Origin of the sequence: Leclercia sp. J807, assembly GCF_009734465.1 — a bacterium.
In the GTDB taxonomy this organism is placed as follows: Bacteria; Pseudomonadota; Gammaproteobacteria; order Enterobacterales; family Enterobacteriaceae; genus Enterobacter.
In genome coordinates this window covers 2,442,704-2,466,504 of the sequence record NZ_CP046446.1, presented here as the reverse complement: position 1 = coordinate 2,466,504, position 23,801 = coordinate 2,442,704, and the positions used below count along the sequence as shown (strand labels likewise).

The following is a 23,801-nucleotide window of genomic DNA, read 5'->3' as shown; positions in this document are numbered from 1 at the left end:
AAAAAGGGTTCATGTTTCGACATGAACCCTTTTTTATTCCCCGCTATGATGGATGTAAGGGCTCAAGAGGAACAGGACGATGAAACGATTTACGCAGGTGGTTTGCACAGCGTGGTTACTGGCCGGGTGTGCCTCAGGCGGCAGCGTGGGGGTTGGCGGCATCGGGATCGGCGGCGGCGGGGGGAGCAGCGGAGTGGGTGTCGGGTTATCCTTCCCGGTGGGCGGCAGCACATCGACCGTCGATAACGGACAGGCGGACTGCGACGGCGACGTATACCGGGTGCAGCCGCGCTATCCTGAGCAGGCCGCGGCGCAGAAATATTCCGGCAGGGTGACGGTCTCGTTTAACGTCAAGCTCAATGGGCGCGCGACGGATTACCAGGCCGCAGGGGATAAACCCTTCTTCGAGGAGACAAAACGCGCTGTCTTACGCAGTTGCTGGCCAGCTGGCGTCCATCAGAACCTGGTGGTCAGTTACCAGAACGGCACAACGGCGACCTGGATCGAAAATTCCCTCTCCGCTAAGCCGTAGAAATAAAAAAGCCGGCCACAAGGGTGGCCGGCTCGACGGTTAAACGCGATTACTGTTTATCAGGCAGGGCATAGGCGATGATGTAATCCCCACGGTCCGGAGACTGACGCGCACCACCCGCATTGATGATGATGTACTGCTTGCCGGTTTTCGGCGAGACGTAGGTCATCGGCCCGGACTGGCTGCCCACCGGCAGACGGTCTTTCCAGATCTCTTTCCCGTTAGCGGTATCGAACGCGCGCAGGTAGAAATCCTGCGTACCGGCGAAGAACAGCAGGCCAGACTGGGTGGAGAGCGAGGCGCCCAGCGTCGGCATACCGATCGGAATTGGCATATGCATGCGGATGCCCAGCGGACCGGTATCTTCCACGGTGCCCACCGGTACCTGCCACACCAGCTTGCCGGACTTCAGATCCACGGCAGACATGGTGCCGAACGGCGGTTTCTGGCATGGAATACCCAGCGGAGAGAGGAAACGCTCGCGCATCGCACCAAACGGCGTACCGTCCATCGGTACAATCCCCATCTCAATCCCGCTGGCGTTTTTGGCTACATTAGCGCGTGGCACCATGTAGTTCGCCAGCCCCAGGCGCATGTCGTTTACGAACATCAGGTTGTTGTTCGGGTCAACCGAGACGCTGCCCCAGTTCATCCCGCCCAGTGAGCCCGGGAACTGCAGAGAGCGATCCAGACCCGGCGGGGTAAAGACGCCCTGATGGCGCATCTCTTTAAACTGAATGCGGCACAGCAGCAGATCAACCGGCGTGGCGCCCCACATGTCCGATTCGGTCAGGGTCTGGTTGCCAATCATCGGCATGCCGACGGAGTATGGCTGGGTCGGGGAGTAACGCTCGCCTTCAACGTTTCCGGCAGGCACCGGACGCTCTTCCACCTTCGCGACCGGCTCGCCGGTTTCGCGGTTGAGCATAAAGATCATGCCCTGCTTGCTGGTCTGCACCAGCACCGGGGTGGTGCCGCCTTTACCGTCCGGCAGATCGTACAGGAGTGGCTGCGATGGCAGGTCGAAGTCCCAGAGATCGTGGTGGGTGGTCTGGAAATGCCAGCGCACCTGACCGGTTGTGGCATCCACCGCCACAATGGAGGAGCTGTATTTGTCATCCATTTCGGTACGCTGACCAGCCCAGAAGTCCGGGGTAGCGTTACCGGTCGGGAGGTAAATCAGGTTCAGCTTCGCGTCATAGGACATGGCTGACCAGACGTTCGGTGTTCCGCGGGTGTAGGTTTGGCCTTCCGGCGGCAGGCCGGTGATGTTCGGGTTGCCTGGATCCCAGGCCCAGGCCAGCTTACCGCTGTGCACGTCATAGGCGCGCACCACGCCCGGCGGCTCATCGGTGGAGAAGTTATCCGCCACACGACCACCTACAACCACCACATTGCCCGCCACCAGCGGGGTGGAGGTTTGCTGATAGTAGCCCGGCTTCACTTCGCCCATACCGACGCTCAGGTCAACCACGCCATGCTCGCCGAAGTCTTCACACAGCTTGCCGGTATCGGCGTTGATGGCGATAAGACGGGCATCGGTGGTCGGCAGGAACAGACGACGCGGACAGGCGGCAGGCTGGGTCTCTGTTTGTGACGTTGTCACATTTGCAGTCTCTTCAAAGAAGCCCAGACCACGGCAGCGCTGCCAGTTTGGCGCAGTGGCTTTGGAGTCATAACGCCACTTCTCTTTCCCGGAGTCGACGTCCAGCGCCAGCACCTTGCTGTACGGCGTACAGACGTAGAGCGTATCGCCAATCTGCAGCGGGGTGTTCTGATCTTCCGCGCCGGAGCCATTGCTCTGGGGAATGTCGCCAGTATGGGCAACCCAGGCCACTTTCAGATCGCTCACGTTCTGCTTGTTAATCTGATCCAGGGCGGCAAAGCGGTCGCCATGGGTGGTGTTACCCCAGTGCGCCCAGTTTTTCTGCTGCTGCCCCGCGGCCACCGGTTTTACCGGTACAGGTTCGTTAGCGGCAACCAGGGTCTGCGGTTTAAACATCCAGCCAAGGCTCACCAGCATGGCGACTGCCAGCACGGCAGCAATGCCGAATGCCGGAGCTTTGTTAACCGGTCGATCCGTGCCGCGAAGGAACGGCCAGACGAGGGCGGCGAGGAACGCCAGCACCGCAAAGGTGAACAGGCGTGAGAAGAGCGGCCAGAAATCCCAGCCTGCGTCGCTCACGGCCCAGATCAGGGAGGCGATAAACGCCACCGCGTAAAGGAGAATACCGCTGGTGCGCCCGCGCGCGATCAGGAAGGCGGCGATCAGCATCACCACGCCCATGATCAGGAAATACCAGCTTCCCCCTACGGTGGCGAGCTTAAAGCCCAGCCCACCGACGGCCAGTCCGATGATCGCCATCAGACCAACCAGTAGCCACTGCAGGAACCGGGGGAACCCACGTAGCGAATTACCTATAGCCATTTCTGTCTCCTGAAATAATCTTCTCTTCACTGGACAGGGCAGACTCAACCCTGAACCAAATGGGTAACAGAAGAGAAAATCCATGATGAAAAAGTCTAGCCTGACGCCGTGAAAGCGTCAGTGAGTTCACCGCTGTGTTATTTGAATGAACCATTTGGTGAAATCGGCGGGTATGATAAATCTGTTAAATTGTTTAGTGCAATTGTTAATGAATGATTTCGCATTATTTGAGTAATGGAAACAAAAAGCCCGTCATCACGACGGGCTGGAGAGAAGTGTGATTAGACGGGCATCGATTTACGTATCGCGCTCAGCAGCGTCTGGGTGGCGGCGGAGAGCGGGGCATCCACGCGGGTTAATACCCCAATCGGTTCGCCGGGGCCAGGTGTGGTCACCGGCAACGCCACCAGCGAGCCCTGACGCAGATCCTCTTTCACCGCCCCGGACGGGACAAACCAGACATAGTCATAATCGACCGTCAGCTGACGCGACAATGAGGCCGAGAGAGTTTCAATGCAGCCCGGCGGCAGTTTACATCCCTGGGTTTGCAGCAAGGTTTCGGCGTTCTGGCGCGGCACGGTGCCTTTCGGCGACACCACCACCGGCCACTCCATCACCCGGCTGAGGGTCACGGTATCGTTGAGGATCGGATGGCGGGGACGTACCACCAGCTTCAGGGATTCCAGGAAGAGCAGCTCATAGTTCAGGCCGCTCATCAGCTCCGGGTCCGACATTCTGCCGATCCCCAGATCCAGTTCGCCCGACTTCAGGCCCGCCAGCAGCATGGTGTTATTCATGGTGGCGACCTGCAGGGTGATGTTGCGCTGCTGCTTGTGGAACTGGCCGATGACCGCCGGCAAAATGCCCAGCGCCGCGGTGGGCAGGGCACCAATGCGCACCACATCGGGCACCACATCGTTACGCCGCGTCAGCGACTGGCCTGCGGTATTCAGGGCATCCAGGACTTTGACTGCGTGGGTCAGGAACTGCTCCCCCACCAGCGTCAGTTGTGCGCCCAGACGCCCGCGTTCGAACAGCCGGGTGCCGGTGAGTTGCTCCAGCTCGTTCAGCGTTTTTGAAAGCGCAGGCTGGCTGAGGTTAAGGGTTTCAGCCGCGCGCCCAAGCGTACCCTGCTGAGCGACGGCCACAAAAGTGTGCAAATGGCGCAGACGAATGCGCTGAGAAAACAAACAATTTTTTTCCATAAGCGATGTTAAAAACAGAGCCTTCAACGTGACAAGGAAAGTTATTTAATTTTGATAACTTGATAGCAAAATATCGTTAACATTTCATCAGTTTTAGTAAAGCATTGAATAAAATCTGTCGCTTACATGCGCTATCAGAGGTGGCCAGGGAGGAGGTTATGAGGACGAAAGCCATTTTGCATAACAAAATGGCAACATCAGACGGGCTATGCTTCCCGCATTGCATAGGCGTGGCGCTGGCAAATATGGCAACGATCCGCCTCAGAGGAGAAGGTGTAGAAGGTGTGATGGCAGCTGCGACAGGTTTTTGCCGCAAACGGATAGCGTTGTGGCGTTGCGGCCTGTATCTGATGCGCAATGCGGATCGCATCGGAAAAACAGACAGCGGTACAACTGTTACACCCCGTACAGCGGGCAGGATCCCACTCCAGCGCCGTGTCAGTGAGCTGAAGCGCGTTTTCAGGACAGGCTCTGGCGCAGGCGCCGCAGGCCACACACCGGGATAACGACAAGGAGAGCTGGTACTCGCTGACGGTCGATAAGAGCGCTCTGCGGGCGCGGCGACCAACGCTGACCCGGCCTGACTGGACGTTCTCCTCGGGGATGCGTAACCAGTGGCGACGTAGCGGGTTAACGGCGCGGGGCGTCGGCGGAAAAATTTGCCACTCCGGCTCCCGGAGCTGCCGCAGGGTAAGATTTAATTCGGCGACGGCCCGGACCCACACCGGATGGGCCGCGCTCTCCAGTTCCACGCCCCGGATGGCGTACTGGAAATGCCACATCAGCAATTCATCGGCGGTTATGCAGGCTGAAAACGGCGCGACTAAGCGATCGGCCTGATAGTTCCTGAGCGCAGGTGACAGATTTTCTGGCGCGTCGGTGGGGCACGGAAACAGGCAGTTACCGCAGCGCAGACAGCTCGCGTCATCGATCGTCTGCCCGGCGGCGGAAAGGGTAATGGCCGCCACCGGGCACGCGTCTGCGCAGGCGCGGCAGGGGTGGCGAGGGAAGGTGTTACGCAAACAAGAAGCCCCCACGCCGGGGGGCGCAGGGGGCTTAGCGTTAAGGCGAAAAATAGCCATCAGTGAATGTTAAAGAAAACAAAGCGGAACGCGATCTCCGCCAGCACCAGCAGCCCGCCACCGACCAGGAGCCCGGTTCTGCGGTTGCGCCAGCCACTGACGGCAAAGAGTACCGCTCCGAGGACGGAGGCTATCCAGCTGACCAGGCGCAGCCCTTCGAGCCGGGCAAATGCCTCCAGCGGCTGATGAGGCAGCGTCACCACGTTTTTCAGCTGCGCGTTGGCAAGATAATCCATGTACGCAGGCTGAGCCAGCAGGCGGATCGCGACAATACTCACCACGAACACCACCGCCAGGCGCATCAGGGTGCGACGCGTCTGCATCACCGCATCGGTGTTCAGAACGGGCAGCCAGGCCATCGCCACCGCGCCGAGGATGCCCACTGCGCCATAGAACATCAGCCAGGTGTTGAAATGCATCCAGGTGATGATGGTGCTGTTGGCGTAGATGGCACTCATGCACCAGACGTCAATCAGCCCCAGCACTGCCGCAATGGGCAACAGGAAACTGACCAGTCTCTTTTTCACCAGCAGGATCAGCGTACACAGCCCCAGCACAGCCAGGTAGAAGCTGGCAAAGACGATTTCACGGCTTAACCACGAGCTGGCGACGTGGCGCAGCGCGTTAAAGGCATTCAGCGGATAGCCCAGGTGCAGGGTGGAGGCGATTAACCCCAGGCCGCCCATTACGCAGGCTATCAGCAATACCGGCAGCAGCTGACGCGTTGCCTGCGGTACAGGTTTTGCCGCCCCTGCGCCGAATGTGAGGAACAGCGTGATGCCAACGGAACCCTGTACCAGAAGGGTAAAAATCAGTAATGGCAACTCATGCATGCGGTTGCTCCTCTTTCTCTGCCCCCTGGTGCGGCTTGATCACCAGGTTAGGATGCGTGATGGATGAATCCGGCAGTCCCTGCACATCGCAGATGCTGCCGTAGCGGGCGCGCAGCTCGTCAATCGGGCCGAACTTGATAGCTCCCAGCGGGCAGGTGGCGACACAGACGGGCTGCTCTCCTTTGGCCTGTAGATCGACGCAAAAATCGCATTTGGACATCTGGCCCGTCTCTTCATTCATCTGTGGCGCGCCATAAGGACATGACCAGGCGCAGTAGCCGCAGCCCACACACTTGCGGGTATCAACCCGCACGATGCCGTCGCCGGGCCGCTTGTGCATGGCCGTTGTCGGGCAGTTTTTGGTGCAGATCGGATCTGCGCAGTGGTTGCAGGAGATCGACAGGGTATAGGCGAAGACGTTCTGCGCCATGCCGCCCTGGCCGGTCGGGATAAACCCGCCGCCTTTCACCTCGTAAACGCGGCGGAAGCGACGCCCCACCTCGAGATTATGTTTATCCTTGCAGGCCACCTGGCAGGCTTTACAGCCTGAGCAGCGGGACGAGTCAATAAAGAACCCCAGCTGTTTATCGCTGACGGGAGGAAAATCATTAAACTGCTGCGTCATACTTTGCGACCTCCACAAGCATGGTTTGATGAGCATTACCTTTAGCAAGCGGAGTGATACGCGCCGAGCTAAGAACGTTTGGACAACCGCCGAGATCGACGCCGTTGGCGTCCGGTTGCCACCAGGCGCCAGCCTGCATGGCGACGACGCCAGGCATGATCCGGACGGTCACTTCTGCCGGCACCTGGCAGATGCCGCGCTGGTTATGAATACGGACCGTGTCTCCCTGGCGAATGCCGCGTTTCTCCGCATCCAGCGGGTTGATCCACAGCTTCTGGACCTGCACCTCCTGCAGCCACGGGTTGGCGTACTGGGTAGAGTTAGCGCGGTTTTTACCCTTCCAGGTGATGAGCTGCAGCGGGAACTGTTTCGTCAGCTCATCTTCAGGGCCTTCATGGGCCGGAACATAGTGCGACAGGGCAGGGATGTCCGGGTTATGCATGTCATAGAGCCGCTTGGAGAAGATCTCAATTTTGCCTGACGGCGTCGGGAACGGGTTATTCTCCGGGTCGCGGATGTTCGCTTCGAAGGCGATATGCGGTTTGCTTTTGAACAGATGCTGACGCTGTTGCTGTAACTCGCTAAAGGTAGGCAGATGTTCATCTGGCATGGAGAGGCGCGTCTGCTCCCAGATGTGTTCAATCCACTCTTTCTCGCTGCGGCCTTCGCTAAACTGCGCTTCGATACCCAGCTTCGCCGCCACCTCGCGCTGCCAGTCATAGTCAGAGCGGCGTTCGAATTCAGGCTCAACGATCTTTTCGGACAGAATCAGGTAGCTGCCTGTTCCCCATGTCTCGCCGATGTTCCAGCGCTCCATAAAGCTGGTTTCTGGCAGCAGGAGATCCGCATAGCGGGCGCTAGGCGTCAGGTAGAGATCGCTTGCGACAATAAACTCAATTTTGGATTCATCTTCCAGGACTTTTACCGCCTGATGAATATCCGGGTTCTGGTTGGCGAGGTAATTGCCCGCCAGCGAGAACAGGAGCCGAATATTGCTCTTCAGCTGCGTTGCCCCCGTCAGGCCATCTTCCGGCGTCACCTTGCTGGCGTCATCGGCAGCTTGCACCCAGTTCATGATCGAGATTTTTTCTTTCACCGGGTTGTCCGGCATCTCCGGGCCGGTGGCAAACTTACGGTTGCCGATGCCGCCGTAGCCCGCTGCCCAGCCGCCTTTTACGCCGACATTGCCGGTGATGGTCGCCAGCAGCGTGGAGCCACGGGCGGTGCGCTCGCCGCAGATATGGCGCTGCGGCCCCCATCCCTGGATCAGCGCCGCAGGTTTGGTGGTGGCGTAGTCACGGGCGAGCTGGCGAATGGTCTGGGCCGGGACGTGGGTGATTTTTTCCGCCCATTCCGGCGTTTTCACCACACCATCTTTTTTGCCCATCAGATAGGCCACCAGCGACTCGTTAGCAGGTACCCCTTCCGGCATGTTCTTCTCATCGAACCCCAGGGTATAGCGATCGATAAAGGCTTTATCGTGCAGGTTTTCGCTGACGATGACGTACATCATCGCATCCATCAACGCGTTATCGGTTGACGGTAAAAGCGGAACCCACTCATCGGCCAGCGACGACACGGTATCGGAGTAGCGCGGGTCGACGACAATAAAGCGGGTGCCGTTCTGCTTCATCTGCTGAAAATAGTGGTTGGTATGGCCGAAAATGGTTTCCGTCGGGTTATGCCCCCAGAGGATGACCAGGCGGGTATCCTGCAACGTATCAAGAGAATTGCCGGTAGCGACCGTGCCGTAGGTATAAGGTGTGGCGGCGGCGGTATTGCCCATACTGACGGAGTGGTAATATTCCAGATGCCCGCCGGTCAGGTTCAATAAGCGGCGCATCATTTTATCGCCGGAAAAAGTGCCGCCGCTGACTGCGGTATTATTGTGCACGAAACGGGATTCAGGTCCGTATTTCTTCGTAATGCGGGTAATATTATCCGCGATAAGGGTTGTCGCCTCATCCCAGGATATGCGTTCAAATTTACCTTCGCCACGTTTACCCACCCGTTTCATTGGATATTTCAGACGATCGGGATGATAAACAAATTTACGATAGCTACGACCGCGCACGCAGGCTCGCATCACCGGCATATCGGGATCGAGTGCGGCATCAGGCCGGGTCGTAATCTGGGTAACCACGCCATCGGCAATATGCGCACGAATATCGCACTTACCGCCGCAGTCAAAGGTACTGCAGGTTTGCACCACCCGTGCGGCAGGCGTCGCACCCACCGCAGGGGCCTCTGCGCCAGGCGTGGAGGCGCTTGCACGCCCGGAGGTCAAAAAAGGCAAAGCGATGGCGGCGGAACCCGCCTTCAGGAAACTTCTGCGCGACACCCCGGACGGGAAGTCATCTTCATTGTTTTCAGGTACAGACATATTATTCCCTCATAAAAAATAGCCTTATTTTCCCTGATGCCTTAAAAGGGGTAGTTGATATTTATCAAAGAGGGTAATTAACCAGGATTAACGGCGGAAAATTCAGACTATTGCGATAATAATTATCATTTATTCTTAGTGCGGAAATTGAACAAATAAATCGGCCATAGAGTTAACGGCAACGAGAATATCAATAAATAATCAGAATAATAAAAGTTAAAATATGTACAGTGCTGCCCCTGTTAATAATGCAGGATATAAATGTTTGTTAGGGGATATTTTCGTTTCACTTAAGACCGGGTGTTTTATCCTCCTTGAACAGCGAAGCATGAAAAACAGACAGCTAACCACTCAGATCACAATTCGTAAATTCTTCCAAACAGCAGCAACGGCCTTCTCTACACTCCAGGTAATATTCACTGGAGGCATGACATCATGGCGAACACCATCACGGCTGATGATATTCGGGAAAACTTTTCGCAGGCTATGTCGGCGATGTACCAGCAGGAAGTTCCGCAGTATGGCACCTTGCTGGAGCTGGTAGCGGATGTGAATCTGGCGGTACTGGAAAACAACCCGAAGCTGCACGAACAACTGGCCAACGCGGATGAACTCGCCCGCCTCAACCTCGAACGCCACGGGGCGATCCGTGTTGGTACGGCCCTGGAGCTGGCGACCCTGCGACGTATGTTCGCCATTATGGGGATGTTCCCGGTCAGCTATTACGATCTCTCCCAGGCCGGGGTGCCGGTCCACTCCACCGCCTTTCGCCCGGTAGACGATGCCGCGCTGTGCCGTAACCCGTTTCGTATCTTTACCTCGCTGCTGCGCCTTGAACTGATAGACAATGTTGCCCTGCGCGAGAAAGCGGCAAAGATCCTTGCCCGTCGCAACATCTTTACTCCCCGCTGCCTGGCGCTGATTGAACTGCACGAGGCGGAAGGGGCGTTCACCCCGGCGCAGGCCGACGAATTTGTCCAGGAGGCGCTGGAAACCTTCCGCTGGCATCGTCACGCTACGGTCGATCATGAGACATACCTGGCGTTGCACAACGAACACCGGCTGATTGCCGACGTGGTCTGCTTCCCGGGCTGCCATATCAACCACCTGACGCCGCGCACGCTGGATATCGACCGGGTGCAGGCGTTAATGCCGGAATACGGCATCGAGCCGAAGATGCTCATCGAGGGGCCGCCGCGCCGGGAGACGCCGCTTCTGCTGCGCCAGACCAGCTTTAAGGCGCTGGAGGAGCCGGTACTGTTTGCGGGAGAAGCGCGCGGAACCCATACCGCGCGTTTTGGCGAAATTGAACAGCGCGGCGTGGCGTTAACCCCGAAAGGGCGCGAGCTCTACGACCGCCTGCTGGCGGAGGCCGGAACCGGCAAGGATAATCTGACCCACCAGCTGCATCTGCAGGAGGTTTTCCAGGCCTTTCCCGACAGCGATATCTTCCTGCGTCGCCAGGGGCTGGCGTGGTTCCGCTATCGCCTGACCCCGGCAGGAGAGGCGCACCGCCACGCCTTTGGCCCCGGCGACGATCCGCAGCCGCTCATCGAGCGCGGCTGGGTGGTCGCCCAGCCCATCACCTATGAAGATTTCCTGCCGGTGAGTGCCGCCGGGATTTTCCAGTCCAACCTTGGTAACGAGACCCAGGCCCGCACCCGCGGCAATGCCAGCCGTGATGCCTTTGAAGAGGCGCTGGGCTGCCCGGTGCTGGACGAGTTCACCCTCTATCAGGAAGCGGAAGAGCGCAGCAAGCGACGTTGCGGTTTGCTTTAAAAACGGTACTCTGCGGGGATGTGATAGCAACTGAAGGTCGATATGGAAAACGTCTCTTCCCCGATAGTGACCACGTGCCACGGCGATATCTGCGGCATCACCGATGACGATGTACAGGTCTGGCGCGCCATTCCCTATGCCGCGCCGCCGGTGGGCGCATTACGCTGGCGTTCGCCGCAGCCGGTGGCAAGCTGGCAGGGCGTGCGTCAGGCCACCGCCTTTTCGCCGTCGAGCTGGCAAAGCAGCGAGTACTGCCAGCAGTTGGGTGGGGGCGATCCGGGCCGTTTCTCGGAGGATTGCCTCTATCTGAACGTCTGGTCGCCGATGGAACGTGCCGCGCCGCTGCCGGTAATGGTCTGGCTGCACGGCGGCGGCTTTACCATTGGCGCGGGCGGGCTGCCGCCCTACGACGGTAAAGCGCTGGCCCAGCGCGGGGTCGTGGTGGTGACGCTCAACTACCGGCTCGGCCATCTGGGCTTTTTTGCCCATCCGGCGCTGGCGGGAGAAGAGGAGCGGGTGGTACATAACTTTGCCCTGCTCGATCAGATAGCGGCCCTGGAGTGGGTGCGCGACAACATTGCTGCCTTTGGCGGTGATCCGGCGAACATCACTCTGTTTGGTGAATCTGCCGGGGCACGCAGCGTGCTGTCATTGCTCGCCTCGCCGCTGGCAAAGGGGCTGTTTCATAAGGCGATAATCCAGAGCGGCTACACCCTGCCGGACACGCCCCGGGAGCAGGCGCTTAAAAAAGGTGAGGCGTTGGCGGCCCATTTTGGGCTGGAAAACGCCACCGCAGAGCAGCTGCGGGCGATCCCGCCTGAGGCGTTCTGGCCGCTGACGGCACCGCTCAACATAGCTCCCGCGCCGATCCATGGGGATTGTGTCTTGCCGGAGCCGATGCTGGAGGTCTTTTTTGCCGCTCGCCACCATCCGGTGCCGATCATGGTCGGCTCCAACAGCGATGAAGCGAGCGTGATGGCGGTGTTTGGCATCGATCTCGCCGGGCAGATCCAGAAGCTGCGCCGGGAGCGGCGGCTGGGACTGGGGCTGATCAAACTGCTCTATCCCGGCGTCAAAGATGATACCGAACTGGGGCGTCAGGTATGCCGCGATATGGCCTTCACCACCCTGGGATTTGTGGTGATGCAGGCCCAGCAGCGGGTAGGGGAGCCGTGCTGGCGCTACTGGTTCGATTATGTAGCCGAAGCCGAACATGCCACCTACATCAACGGGGCCTGGCATGGCAACGAGGTGCCGTATGTGTTTGATACGCTCACCCTCGCCGAGCCTGCCCGACAGTATGTTAATGCCAACGACCTGGCCTTTGCCGCCCAGGTTGCCGACTACTGGGTCAACTTTGCCCGCCATGCCAGCCGGGAGTGCGACACGCTGAATGGCCCGACGCGCTGGCCTGCCTGTCACCGCAGGCGGGACGTTTTGCTACGTATTGGAGTGAATAAACATGCGGGTTTTAAGCTTGAAAATCGATTTATGCGCGCCCGCATGGTGCTGTTTAAACGGGTGATGAAGCACCACGTCAGCCTGGATTAAGCAGACACGCGCGAAAGGCGGCCAGCCCCGCCGCTTTGCCGCGCGACTCCCGCAGCACCAGCCGGTAGCTGGCGCCGGTTCTTACGCTGCTGGCATAGGGCCGCACCAGCCGCCCGGCGCGGATATCCTCCGCCACCAGCGTCTCGTCGGCAATGGCGACGCCCAGCCCCTGAATGGCGGCAGTGATCGCCAGATCCATGGTGTCGAAGTGTTGATTTTTGTGCATGGCAGGCGGCTGTACGGCCTGTTTCTCCAGCCACAGCGACCAGTCGGTCTTATCCCGCGTCGGGTGCAGATAGGTAAGCGACTCCACCGCTGTGCCCTGGCGCAGGGGGCTTAATACTGGCGTTAATGCCTCTTCAAACAGCAGATCGCCCGCGCTCAGATGGGTGCCAAAGACAATGGCGGCATCATAGGATTCGGTTTTGAAATTGACGCTGTGATCGTTGGTGGTGGTCAGGGCAATCTGCAATTCAGGCTGCTCGCGCTCCACCTGCAAGAGCCGCGGCACCAGCCAGCGCATGGCGCAGGTGGGCACCTTCAGGCGCACCACGGTTTGTTGCGCCCGGGCCTGGTCCGCCACCGTGAGAAAGTGTTCATACGACGCGCGCAGATCCGGCAGCAGGGCGCTGCCCTGAGAGGAGAGACGCAGCCCGCGGGCGTGGCGCTCAAACAGCGGAAAACCAAACCAGCTTTCCAGCGCGGCGATCTTACGGCTCACCGCCCCCTGGGTCAGGCAGAGCTCTTTTGCCGCATGGGTCAGATTCAGGTGTCGGGCGGTAACAATAAACGCCTCGACGGCAGTGAGCGGGAATGCGCGATGCGACACAGAACCTCCAGGTATGATTTTTTATCATGGCTATTATGACAACAATTCGATTGTCGGCACAATAGCGTTCAGGTTGAATAGTTATGCATTATTCACCAGAGGAAATTCCGATGACGCTGCGTACTCCGATACAACCCCGATCCAAACTGCCGGACGTTGGCACCACGATTTTTACCGTTATCGGTCAGCTCTCCGCTGAACACAATGCGATCAACCTTTCTCAGGGCGCGCCGAATTTCGACTGCGATCCCGCCCTGGTTGCGGGCGTTCACCGCGCCATGCAGGCGGGCCACAACCAGTACGCCTCCATGACCGGGCTGGCGTCGCTGAAGGAACGCATCGCCGATAAAATCGCCTCCCTCTACGGCACGCAGTACGATCCCGCCAGCGAAGTGTTAGTTACCGCCAGCGCCAGCGAAGGGCTCTACTCGGCCATCAGCGGGCTGGTGCATGCTGGTGATGAGGTGATCTACTTTGAGCCGTCGTTCGACAGCTACGCGCCCATTGTCCGTCTGCAGGGCGCCACGCCGGTGGCCATCAAGCTGACGGTGCCGGATTTTGCCGTTAACTGGGATGAAGTGCGCGCCGCTATTACCTCGCGCACCCGGATGATTATCGTCAACACGCCGCATAACCCGAGCGGGCAGGTCTGCTCGGCGGAGGATCTGGCGCAGCTTGCGGCGATCACCCGCAACACCGACATTATTATTCTCTCTGACGAAGTGTACGAGCACGTGGTGTTTGACGACGTGCCGCATCACGGCATGGCCACCCATCCGGGGCTGGCGGAGCGCAGCGTGATCGTCTCGTCGTTTGGCAAAACCTACCACGTCACCGGCTGGCGCGTCGGCTATTGTGTCGCCCCGGCGCAGTTGATGGATGAGATCTGCAAAATCCATCAGTTTTTGATGTTCTCTGCCGATACCCCTATGCAGTACGCGTTTGCTGAACATATGGCCGATCCGCAAACCTGGCTGTCGCTGGCGGCGTTCTACCAGCGCAAACGCGATCTGCTGGTCAATCTACTGGCCGATTCACCGTTCCGTCTGCTGCCGAGCGCAGGCTCCTTCTTCCTGCTGGCGGATTACAGCCACTTCAGCGATGAACGCGACAGCGAGATGGTGAAACGGCTGATAGTTGATTACGGTGTTGCCACGATCCCGCTTTCGGCGTTTTATACCGACGGGACAGATAACAAATTAATCCGTCTCTCTTTTGCCAAAGATGAGGCGACATTACGGGCTGGTGCGCAGGCCCTGTGTCGGGTAAAACCACGCTAAGGAGTTCAGTCATGAAAGTAAAAGCCTTCGTTGTCGGCCTGGGGTTGCTGTGTTCGTTTTCCTCACTTGCCGCAACCGAATTACGTTACGGCGTAGAAGCTGAGTATCCGCCTTTTGAGAGCCGTAACGCCTCGGGTGAGCTGGAAGGGTTTGATATTGAGCTGGGCAATGCGATTTGCGCGGCGGCGGCCCTGAAGTGCAGCTGGGTTGAAACCTCGTTTGACGCGCTGATCCCGGGGCTGGTGGCGAAGAAATTCGACGCCATCAACTCGGCGATGAACATCACTGACCAGCGTCGCCAGAGCATCGACTTTACCCAGCCGATCTACCGTATTCCATCTCAGCTGGTGGGCAAGACCGGTAGCGCGGTGGACGCCACCCCGGAAGGGCTGAAGGGCAAAACCGTTGGCGTATTGCAGGGCTCCATTCAGGAAACCTACGCCAAGGAGCACTGGGAAAAACAGGGTGTCACCGTGGTGTCGTATAAAGATCAGAACATGGCCTGGGGCGATCTGCTGAATGGTCGTATTGACGCCTCGCTGGTGATGTCTGCCGCCGGGCAGGCGGGTTTCCTCAGCAAGCCGCAGGGGAAAGGATTTGGCTTTATCGGTAAGCCGGTCGCCGATGACACCATCCTCGGCAGCGGGATCGGCTATGGCCTGCGTAAAGGCGATGAGGCCACCAAAAAGCAGCTTGATGCCGCTATCGATAAAGTCCGTGCTGACGGCACCATCGACAAACTCGCGCAGAAGTACTTCCCGGGCATTGATGTCAGCGTGAAATAAACATCTTACGCTTAGCCTCCGACGATGCTCTCCGTCGGGGGCTGTTTTAAACATAACTTTACCTCCGTTTCAGGCAATTCCCCTCGACAGAAAATTCTTTCGCGCTTTGTTCAGATTCTCGCCTGCCAACAATTGGATTCTTAACCGTTTTTGTTTAGGCTGTGCCTTTTTAATGATGTTCTTTCTTGCCGTTGTTTCGCCTTAAGCGAAACCCACCACCCCACGACCATAAGGACGTTTTTCCAGGCATGAATCGCAGACGTTTTTTAAAAGGATCCCTGGCCGTAGCCGCAGTGAGCGGGACTTCCGGTTTCGCCGCACTCTTTTCCCAGGCGGCCAGTGCAGCTGAATCGGATATTGCGGACGGCACCAGCCGCCGTTTCGACTTTTCTGTGCTGCAATCCATGGCTCACGACCTGGCGCAAACACCGTGGGGTGGTGCGCCGCGTCCGCTGCCGGATACGCTCGCCACATTGACGCCGCAGGCGTACAACAGCATCCAGTACGATCCAAAGCAGTCGCTGTGGAATAACATCGAAAACCGCCAGCTTGATGTGCAGTTCTTCCATGTCGGGATGGGCTTCCGCCGTCGGGTGCGCATGTTCTCCCTGGATAACCAGACCGCCCAGGCGCGTGAGATCCACTTCCGCCCGGAACTCTTCAACTACCACGACGCAGGGGTCGATACAAAGCAGCTGGAAGGGCAGAGCGACTTAGGCTTCGCCGGTTTCCGCGCCTTTAAATCGCCGGAGCTGGCGCGCCGCGATATCGTCTCTTTCCTCGGCGCAAGCTACTTCCGCGCGGTGGACGACACCTATCAGTATGGGCTCTCTGCCCGCGGCCTGGCGCTGAACACCTACGCCGACAGCACCGAGGAGTTCCCGGACTTCACCGCCTTCTGGTTCGAAACCGTTAAACCCGGGGCAACTACCTTTACGGTCTACACCCTGCTCGACAGCCCGAGCATCACCGGGGCCTATAAATTTGTGATCCACTGCGAGAAGACGCAGGTGATCATGGATGTCGAAAACCATCTCTACGCCCGTAAAGAGATCCAGCAGCTGGGTATTGCCCCGATGACCAGCATGTTCGCCTGCGGCAACAACGAGCGCCGCGTCTGCGATACCATCCATCCGCAGATCCACGACTCCGATCGTCTGGCGATGTGGCGCGGCAACGGTGAGTGGGTTTGCCGTCCGCTGAATAACCCGCAAAAGCTGCAATACAACGCCTATACCGACAAAAACCCGAAAGGGTTTGGTCTGCTCCAGCTTGACCGCGACTTCTCCCACTATCAGGACATCATGGGCTGGTACAACAAGCGCCCAAGCCTGTGGGTTGAGCCTCGTAACCAGTGGGGTAAAGGCACCGTCGGGCTGATGGAGATCCCGACCACCGGCGAAACCCTGGATAACGTGGTCTGCTTCTGGCAGCCGGAAAAACCGGTGAAGGCGGGGGATCAACTGAACTTCCAGTACCGTCTCTACTGGAGCGCCAGGCCGCCGGTCCGTTCTCCGCTGGCAAACGTGCTGGCTACCCGCACCGGCATGGGCGGCTTCCCGGAAGGCTGGGCCCCTGGCGAGCACTACCCGAAAGTGTGGGCGCGCCGTTTTGCGGTCGATTTTGTTGGCGGCGATCTGAAAGCGGCCGCGCCAAAAGGGATCGAGCCGGTGATCACCCTCTCCAGTGGCGAAGCGAAGCAGATTGAGATCCTCTACGTCGAGCCGTTCGATGGCTATCGCATCCAGTTTGACTGGTACCCGACCAGCGATTCGACCGATACGGTGGATATACGGATGTTCCTGCGCTGCCAGGGCGAAGCGATCAGCGAAACCTGGCTGTATCACTATTTCCCGCCCGCGCCGGATAAACGTCAGTATGTAGACGACCGCGTAATGCGTTAAGCCTTTGCCGGGTGGCGGCTGCGCCTTACCCGGCCTACGAACGGCACCAAACCGTAGACCGGGCAAGCGCATGCGCCGCCCGGCGTTGCAGAGGAAGCACGATGACCACACCAACTGAAGAGATCATTCCCGTCAATGCGCATATCGAACTGCGTGCCGCCGACGAGCGTTACACCACCGAGCTGCATAATCTGGTGATCAAAAACCGGGCGTGGTTGCAGGACTACCTTAACTGGCCGCAGTATGTCGGCACCGAAGAGGACACCCGCCAGAACATTCATAGCAACCAGATGCTGCATCAGCGCGGTTACGCCAAAATGTTCCTGATTTTTCACGATAACGCGCTGGTGGGGGTGCTGTCGTTTAACGCCATCGAACCGCTGAATAAAACCGGCTATATCGGCTACTGGCTGGATGAAGCCCATCAGGGGCAGGGTATTTTGTCCCAGGCGCTGGAGGCCTTTATCCGCCACTACGCCGGACGCGGAGAGATCCGCCGTTTCGTCATCAAGTGCCGCGTTGACAACGCCGCCAGCAATCAGGTGGCGCTGCGCAACGGCTTTGTGCTGGAAGGGTGTCTGAAAGAGGCGGAATTCCTCAACGGACGCTATGACGACCAGAATATCTACGCCCGGATCTGCACCTCATAATGCGCCAAGCAGCGGCGTGCGGGTGATATGCTGCGCGCCGTTAATCACCTTAGCACCACGCAGGTGGATCATCTCGCCTTCCGCCGCCTCGATCACCGTGTCATCGGTAATCTCAATATGATGCTCGATCAGCACTTCCCCGCGAATGCGCGCCCGGCCCTGAATCACCACTTTGTCATCTATCAGAATCGGTCCGCCGCGTAGCCAGGCTTCGCCGCCAATCAGTACATGGTGTTTGATGACGCAGTTGCCCTCAACCAAAGCATTTTCCGCCACCTGGGAGCTGTAGCGCAGGGTAGGGATGGCATCCTCCTCCAGCCCCGCAAGCAGGCGCGCGTTGCCGTAGACTTTGGCGCAGTCGCATACCCAGACGTTGTTTACTTCGTTGCCTTCGATCAGTGCGTTGTCAAAGATTTCAGCGCGATGCTCAACAAAGGCGTAGCTGACAATGGCGTTGCCGTAGATCTGCGCCTGATGCACCACCCGCGACTGGCTGACGGTCGCCTCGCCAAAAATACGCAGGATCTGTTCATTGTCCGGGGTTAACCCTTTGGCGGCGATCACCATGCTGTTGTGCAGGATACGGGCGTTCCCAAAAAGATGGCATTCGCCACGCACCACCGAAGACTGAACGGTGACGTTGTCACCTAGGCGCGCGCCGTGGCTGATCTCGGCCCCGTCCACCCAGGCGTTATCGCCGACAGACGCCTGATGGCTAATTACGCAGGGCCGGGTAATGCGCGCGTTACCGCTCACCTGCGCCCCGGCAAAGACCACGCTGTTTTCGTCGTAGATCCAGCAGTCATCTTCGTGCGAGAGCGCCGATTCGTCGTCAATCCAGCCGCCCCGGGTGCCGCTTTTCACATCGCTGAAATCACGCGCGGCGATAATCTGGCGCACCTTTACCGCTGTTTTGGTCTCGCCATCCTGCCAGTGGTGCAGACGGCTTTCCTCGCTAAGTCGATATTTTTTCATCACTGTGCCCGCAGTTGTCCTCTTTACTAAACGTAGCAAACTTTAGCTTGATCGAAACACTGGCATCGGTAAATGAAACTCCTTAAACTAGCATTTCAAATATAATTTATAGATTAAAAAATATGTATAAAACGCAAGCGACTGAACGCGTTCTGAATTTACCCGCTGGTTACTACGGTATGGTGCTGGGGACCATCGGTATGGGCTTCGCCTGGCGCTACGCCAGCACCATCTGGCCGGTGCCGCACTGGCCGGGAGAGATGCTGGTGACGCTGGCAATGACGATCTGGCTGCTGTTGACCGTGGCGTTCATCACCCGCGCGGTGCGGTTTCCCGGCAGCGTACTGGCGGAGATGCGCCATCCGGTAATGAGCAGCTTTGTAAGTCTGTTCCCGGCCACCACCATGCTGGTGGCAATCGGCTTTGTGCCCTGGTATCGCCCCCTGGCACTGGCTCTGTTTAGCGTGGGCGTGGTGGTGCAGCTGAGCTATGCGGCGTGGCAGTCCGCCGGGCTGTGGCGCGGCAAACATCCGGAGGAGGCGACCACGCCTGGCCTCTACCTGCCGACGGTGGCCAACAACTTTATCAGCGCCATGGCCTGCGGCGCGCTCGGGTTTCACGATGCCGGGCTGGTGTTTCTCGGCGCGGGGGTCTTCTCCTGGCTGAGCCTGGAGCCGGTGATCCTGCAACGGTTGCGCAGCGCAGGGGAACTGCCTGCGCCGATGCGCTCATCTCTCGGTATTCAGCTGGCCCCTGCGCTGGTGGCCTGCAGCGCGTGGCTCAGCGTCAACGGCGGCGAGGCGGATACCTTTGCCAAAATGCTGTTCGGCTACGGCCTGCTGCAATTACTCTTTACCCTGCGGCTGATGCCCTGGTATCTGTCGCAGCCCTTTAATGCTTCATTCTGGAGCTTTTCGTTCGGCGTCTCGGCGCTGGCCACCACCGGTTTGCATCTGGGGCAGAGCAGCCCGTCCGGTTTCTTTCACGCCATCGCCATTCCGCTCTTTATTTTTACCAATGCCATCATTGCGCTATTACTGGTGCGTACGTTTATCCTGTTGATGCAGGGGAAACTGTTGGTTCGTGCAGACAAAGCAACGTTTATGCAAGCTGAGGAAAAAGAATGACTGTGTTTGATGAGAACTACTTTACCGAAAAATATGGCCTGACCCGTACCCACTCCGAAGTGCTGTACAGCGCCGGGATTATTAAGCCGGGCAAGACGCTGGATCTCGGCTGCGGCAACGGACGAAACAGCCTCTACCTTGCGGCGAACGGCTTTGACGTCACCGCGTGGGATAAAAATCCGATGGGCATCGAGAATATCGAGAGCATCAAGGCGAAAGAGGGCATCACTAACCTGCAGACGGCGATTCAGGATCTCAACACCTTGCGCTTTGACGGCGAATACGATTTTATTCTTTCCACCGTGGTGATGATGTTCCTGCAGGCGGAAACCATCCCCAATCTTATCGACAACATGCAGCGCTGCACGAAACCGGGCGGGTATAACCTGATTGTGGCGGCAATGGATACCGACGATTATCCGTGCAACGTCGGCTTCCCGTTCGCGTTTAAAACCGGCGAGTTAAGCGACTACTATGCGGGCTGGGAACTGCTGAAATATAACGAGGATGTAGGCGAGCTGCACCGCACCGACGCCCAGGGGAACCGCATTAAGCTGCGCTTTGCCACGATGCTGGCGCGTAAACCGGCGTAACCGTTCTTGCCCGGCGGCGCTGCGCTTGCACGGGCCTACAAGACCGTAGGCCGGGTAAGGCGCAGCCGCCACCCGGCGTATCCGTGCTTGCCCGGCGGCGCTGCGCTTGCACGGGCCTACAAGACCGTAGGCCGGGTAAGGCGCAGCCGCCACCTGGCGTATCCGTGCTTGCCCGGCGGCGCTGCGCTTGCACGGGCCTGCAAGACCGTAGGCCGGGTAAGGCGAAGCCGCCACCCGGCGTATTCGTGCTTGTCAACCCGCTTAACGTGCCGCCAGCAGACAGAGCTGCAGCGCCGTGTTGTACGACGCCTCGAACGATTTCAACGGTAAAAACTCAAACTTCGAGTGGAAGTTATGGGCGCCGGTGAAGAAGTTTGGCGTTAACAGTCCCTTCGCCGAAAGCGCTGCACCGTCGGTGCCGCCGCGCATCGGGGTCGGTTTTGGGGTGATGCCTAAATTTTTCATCGCCTCGAACATCAGGTCGATTGCCCGGCGATCGTCACCCACCGCATTGCTGATGTTGCTGTAGGTATCTTCGATATGCCAGCTCACCTGCGCGGTGGGGTGTTGAGCGGCAATCTTCTCCGCCACTTCGCCAATTTGCGCCTTACGGGCGGCAAAGCTGTCGCGATCGAAATCACGAATGCTCGCCTTCAGCAACGCCTCGTTTTGCCCGGCCTGAATGCCGTTAAACCAGATATAACCTTCGCGACCTTCGGTGTGCTCCGGGGTTTGCAGACGATCGAAATGGTTGATGTAGTCGGTCGCCATCAGCAGCGGGTTCACCAGCACGCCCTTCGCCGACATCGGGTGCGCCGTCACGCCGGTAAAGCGAATCTCCGCCGCCGCCGCGTTGAAGTTTTCGTAAACAATCTCCCCGAGCTCGCAGCAGTCGATGGTCCAGGCGAAATCGACATCAAAACGGGCCAGATCCAGCGCTTTCGCCCCGCACAGGCCAATCTCTTCGTCCGGCACAAAGGCCACCACGATATCGCCATGCTGATGCTCAGCGGTGAGGTTCTCCAGCAGCGTCATCACCACCGTCACCGCCGATTTGTTGTCGGCACCCAGCACACTGGTACCGTCGCTGAAAATGATCTCTTCATTGGGATAAGCGAGGATTTCAGGGTGTTCGCTGACCCGCAGCCAGATATCTTTTTCGGCATTCAGGCAGAGATCATCTCCGGTAAAGGTGAGGATCTGTGGATGAATATCCGGTGACAAACCGACGTCAACGGTATCGATATGGGTGATAAAACCGATTCGCGGCGCGCCGGGTACATTGCCCTTTTTTACCGCGGTGACGGTGGCAAATTCGTCGATCACGATCTCCGACAAACCCAGCGTTTGCAGCTCTGCGGCCAGCATCCGCGCCATCTCATGCTGGCCGGGTGTGGAGGGCAGGGTTTTCACCTTTGGGTCGCTCTGGCTGGTGACGGCCAGGTAGCGAAAGAAGCGTTGGGTTAATTGTCTGGCGAGCGCAGAAGCCATGGTGGATCCTTCTTTATTTGAGTTATCAGGTGTTTGCAAAATCACTTTAATGATATTTATGGTTTGGCACGACAAAAATTCATTAGCCGTCAAATTAAAAGACAGGAAAACGCGATGAAAAGCAACCTCACAAAACTGGCGCTAACCGTCGCCGCGCTGACGGTCAGTTCCACCGTTGCCGCTAAAACGCTGGTCTATTGTTCCGAAGGATCGCCTGAGAACTTTAACCCGCAACTCTATACCTCGGGCACCAGCGTGGATGCCAGCGCGGTGCCGGTATATAACCGGCTGGTGGATTTTACGCCTGGCACTACCGATCTGGTGCCGAGCCTGGCCGAAAGCTGGGAGGTGAGCGAAGACGGCAAGGTCTACACCTTCCATCTGCGCAAGGGGGTGAAGTTCCAGAGCAACAAGCTGTTCACCCCAACGCGAGACTTTAACGCCGATGATGTGATCTTCTCGTTTATGCGGCAGAAAGATCCGAAGCATCCCTATCACAACGTCTCTAACGGTAACTATTCGAATTTTGAAAGCCTGGAGTTTGGCAAGCTGATTACCGCCATTGATAAAGTGGACGATCACACGGTGCGCTTCACCCTGGCGCATCCGGAAGCACCGTTTGTCGCGGATTTAGCGTGGTACTTCGCCTCGATCCTCTCCGCCGAGTATGCGGATGCGATGATGAAAGCCGGCACGCCAGAGAAGGTGGATATGGAGCCGATTGGCACCGGGCCGTTTAAGCTGGCGAAATACCAGAAGGACTCGCGCATCCTGTTCACCGCCTTCCCGGAGTACTGGCAGGGTAAAGCAAAACTGGATCGTCTGGTGTTCACCATCGTCCCGGACGCCTCGGTGCGCTTCGCCAAGCTGGAGAAAAACGAGTGTCAGGTGATGCCATTCCCGAACCCCGCCGACCTGCCGCGGATGAAGGCCAATAAAGATCTTAATCTGATGAGCAAGGCCGGGCTGAATACGGGTTTCCTGTCGTTTAACACCCAGAAACCGCCGCTGGATAATGTCAAGGTGCGTCAGGCGCTGGCGATGGCTATCAACAAACCGGCCATTATTGAGGCCGTCTTCCAGGGCACCGGCACCGCTGCCAAAAACCTGCTGCCGCCGGGCGTCTGGAGCGCAGACAGCGAGCTAAAGGATTATGATTACGATCCGGAAAAAGCCAAAGCCCTGCTGAAAGAGGCCGGTTTTGCCAACGGGATGACCATCGACCTGTGGGCGATGCCGGTGCAGCGTCCGTACAACCCGAATGCCAAACGGATGGCCGAGATGATCCAGGCCGACTGGGCAAAAGTTGGCGTGCAGACCAAAGTCGTCACCTACGAGTGGGGTGAATACCTCAAGCGGGTGAAGGGCGGCGAGCATCAGGCGGCGCTGATGGGCTGGACCACGGCCACGGGCGACCCGGATAATTTCTTTGGTCCGCTTTTTACCTGTACCTCAGCCAACGGCGGTTCTAATTCCGCGAAATGGTGTTATCCGCCATTTGATAAAATTATTGCCGAGGCTAAATCCATTACCGATCACGATAAAAGGGTCGCGTTATATAAACAGGCGCAGCAAATGATGCACGATCAAATGCCTGCGGTAATGATTGCCCACTCAACTATTTTCGAACCCGTCCGTAAAGAAGTCTCGGGCTATGAAATAGACCCGTTCGGTAAACATTTATTCTGGCAAGTGGATGTAAAATAATCATTTATCACTGCCCGTTATCGTTACGGGCACTTTTTTTCA

19 protein-coding genes are annotated in these 23,801 nt (G+C 58.1%); 10 read left to right on the top strand and 9 right to left on the bottom strand.

Annotated elements, in window-relative coordinates; all coding sequences use genetic code 11:
* The first annotated feature begins 79 nt into the window (after positions 1 to 79).
* Positions 80 to 532 carry an energy transducer TonB gene (locus GNG26_RS11855; RefSeq protein ID WP_103822088.1) on the top strand — a complete coding sequence of 151 codons (453 nt, stop codon included), beginning with the start codon at positions 80 to 82 and terminating at the stop codon, positions 530 to 532.
* Positions 533 to 581: 49 nt separating this feature from the next.
* Here the strand turns inward: GNG26_RS11855 and GNG26_RS11850 are convergent, their stop codons facing one another.
* From GNG26_RS11850 to GNG26_RS11825, 6 genes are all read right to left on the bottom strand, one after another.
* The gene (locus GNG26_RS11850) at positions 582 to 2,960 is read right to left on the bottom strand and encodes a glucose/quinate/shikimate family membrane-bound PQQ-dependent dehydrogenase (RefSeq protein ID WP_156238897.1); all 2,379 of its coding nucleotides are present in this window, start codon (positions 2,958 to 2,960) and stop codon (positions 582 to 584) included.
* Between the two features lie 281 nt (positions 2,961 to 3,241).
* Positions 3,242 to 4,165 carry a LysR substrate-binding domain-containing protein gene (locus GNG26_RS11845; RefSeq protein ID WP_156238895.1) on the bottom strand — a complete coding sequence of 308 codons (924 nt, stop codon included), beginning with the start codon at positions 4,163 to 4,165 and terminating at the stop codon, positions 3,242 to 3,244.
* A gap of 206 nt (positions 4,166 to 4,371) precedes the next feature.
* The gene (locus GNG26_RS11840; protein WP_197080089.1) at positions 4,372 to 5,187 is read right to left on the bottom strand and encodes a 4Fe-4S binding protein; all 816 of its coding nucleotides are present in this window, start codon (positions 5,185 to 5,187) and stop codon (positions 4,372 to 4,374) included.
* Between the two features lie 59 nt (positions 5,188 to 5,246).
* Positions 5,247 to 6,080, bottom strand: coding sequence for a DmsC/YnfH family molybdoenzyme membrane anchor subunit (locus tag GNG26_RS11835; protein ID WP_156238891.1), 834 nt, complete (start codon positions 6,078 to 6,080; stop codon positions 5,247 to 5,249).
* Positions 6,073 to 6,705, bottom strand: a complete 633-nt coding sequence (locus tag GNG26_RS11830) for a DMSO/selenate family reductase complex B subunit (RefSeq protein ID WP_103822083.1) — start codon at positions 6,703 to 6,705, stop codon at positions 6,073 to 6,075. Before GNG26_RS11830 ends, GNG26_RS11835 begins: the two co-directional genes overlap by 8 nt.
* Positions 6,689 to 9,088 carry a DMSO/selenate family reductase complex A subunit gene (locus tag GNG26_RS11825; protein WP_156238889.1) on the bottom strand — a complete coding sequence of 800 codons (2,400 nt, stop codon included), beginning with the start codon at positions 9,086 to 9,088 and terminating at the stop codon, positions 6,689 to 6,691. The genes GNG26_RS11830 and GNG26_RS11825 overlap by 17 nt, the downstream gene beginning before the upstream one ends.
* A 435-nt stretch (positions 9,089 to 9,523) precedes the next feature.
* On the opposite strand from GNG26_RS11825, the gene GNG26_RS11820 reads away from it, so the two are divergent.
* Together GNG26_RS11820 and GNG26_RS11815 are read left to right on the top strand one after the other, a co-directional pair.
* Positions 9,524 to 10,867 carry a VOC family protein gene (locus GNG26_RS11820; RefSeq protein WP_156238888.1) on the top strand — a complete coding sequence of 448 codons (1,344 nt, stop codon included), beginning with the start codon at positions 9,524 to 9,526 and terminating at the stop codon, positions 10,865 to 10,867.
* Positions 10,868 to 10,909: 42 nt separating this feature from the next.
* Positions 10,910 to 12,418 carry a carboxylesterase/lipase family protein gene (locus tag GNG26_RS11815; protein WP_156238886.1) on the top strand — a complete coding sequence of 503 codons (1,509 nt, stop codon included), beginning with the start codon at positions 10,910 to 10,912 and terminating at the stop codon, positions 12,416 to 12,418.
* On the opposite strand, the gene GNG26_RS11810 is transcribed toward GNG26_RS11815, so the two are convergent.
* On the bottom strand, positions 12,405 to 13,247 hold the full coding sequence (locus tag GNG26_RS11810; protein ID WP_103822079.1) for a LysR family transcriptional regulator: 843 nt from the start codon (positions 13,245 to 13,247) through the stop codon (positions 12,405 to 12,407). The genes GNG26_RS11815 and GNG26_RS11810 overlap by 14 nt on opposite strands.
* 110 nt (positions 13,248 to 13,357) lie before the next feature.
* On the opposite strand from GNG26_RS11810, the gene GNG26_RS11805 reads away from it, so the two are divergent.
* The 4 genes from GNG26_RS11805 (at position 13,358) to rimL (ending at position 17,866) form a co-directional block, all read left to right on the top strand.
* A complete protein-coding gene (locus GNG26_RS11805) occupies positions 13,358 to 14,527 on the top strand; it encodes a pyridoxal phosphate-dependent aminotransferase (RefSeq protein ID WP_156238884.1) in 1,170 nt (389 codons plus the stop codon).
* A gap of 11 nt (positions 14,528 to 14,538) precedes the next feature.
* Positions 14,539 to 15,312 carry an ABC transporter substrate-binding protein gene (locus GNG26_RS11800; protein ID WP_103179733.1) on the top strand — a complete coding sequence of 258 codons (774 nt, stop codon included), beginning with the start codon at positions 14,539 to 14,541 and terminating at the stop codon, positions 15,310 to 15,312.
* A 248-nt stretch (positions 15,313 to 15,560) separates the two neighbouring features.
* The gene (locus tag GNG26_RS11795; RefSeq protein ID WP_156238883.1) at positions 15,561 to 17,216 is read left to right on the top strand and encodes a glucan biosynthesis protein D; all 1,656 of its coding nucleotides are present in this window, start codon (positions 15,561 to 15,563) and stop codon (positions 17,214 to 17,216) included.
* A 101-nt stretch (positions 17,217 to 17,317) separates the two neighbouring features.
* A complete protein-coding gene (gene rimL / locus GNG26_RS11790; protein WP_156238881.1) occupies positions 17,318 to 17,866 on the top strand; it encodes a 50S ribosomal protein L7/L12-serine acetyltransferase in 549 nt (182 codons plus the stop codon).
* Here rimL and ydcK read toward each other — a convergent pair.
* Complete coding sequence (ydcK, locus tag GNG26_RS11785) at positions 17,861 to 18,841, bottom strand: YdcK family protein (RefSeq protein ID WP_156238880.1); 981 nt, start codon at positions 18,839 to 18,841, stop codon at positions 17,861 to 17,863. The genes rimL and ydcK overlap by 6 nt on opposite strands.
* A gap of 122 nt (positions 18,842 to 18,963) precedes the next feature.
* Here ydcK and tehA point away from each other — a divergent pair, with 122 nt between their 5' ends.
* Positions 18,964 to 19,968 (top strand): dicarboxylate transporter/tellurite-resistance protein TehA, encoded by a 1,005-nt coding sequence (gene tehA, locus GNG26_RS11780; RefSeq protein ID WP_156238878.1) that lies wholly within the window; start codon positions 18,964 to 18,966, stop codon positions 19,966 to 19,968.
* A complete protein-coding gene (gene tehB, locus GNG26_RS11775) occupies positions 19,965 to 20,561 on the top strand; it encodes a tellurite resistance methyltransferase TehB (protein ID WP_156238876.1) in 597 nt (198 codons plus the stop codon). Before tehA ends, tehB begins: the two co-directional genes overlap by 4 nt.
* Before the next feature lie 261 nt (positions 20,562 to 20,822).
* On the opposite strand, the gene pepT is transcribed toward tehB, so the two are convergent.
* Positions 20,823 to 22,052, bottom strand: coding sequence for a peptidase T (gene pepT, locus GNG26_RS11770; RefSeq protein WP_156238875.1), 1,230 nt, complete (start codon positions 22,050 to 22,052; stop codon positions 20,823 to 20,825).
* A 114-nt stretch (positions 22,053 to 22,166) separates the two neighbouring features.
* Here pepT and GNG26_RS11765 point away from each other — a divergent pair, with 114 nt between their 5' ends.
* The gene (locus tag GNG26_RS11765) at positions 22,167 to 23,759 is read left to right on the top strand and encodes an ABC transporter substrate-binding protein (protein WP_156238873.1); all 1,593 of its coding nucleotides are present in this window, start codon (positions 22,167 to 22,169) and stop codon (positions 23,757 to 23,759) included.
* Positions 23,760 to 23,801: the final 42 nt, after the last annotated feature.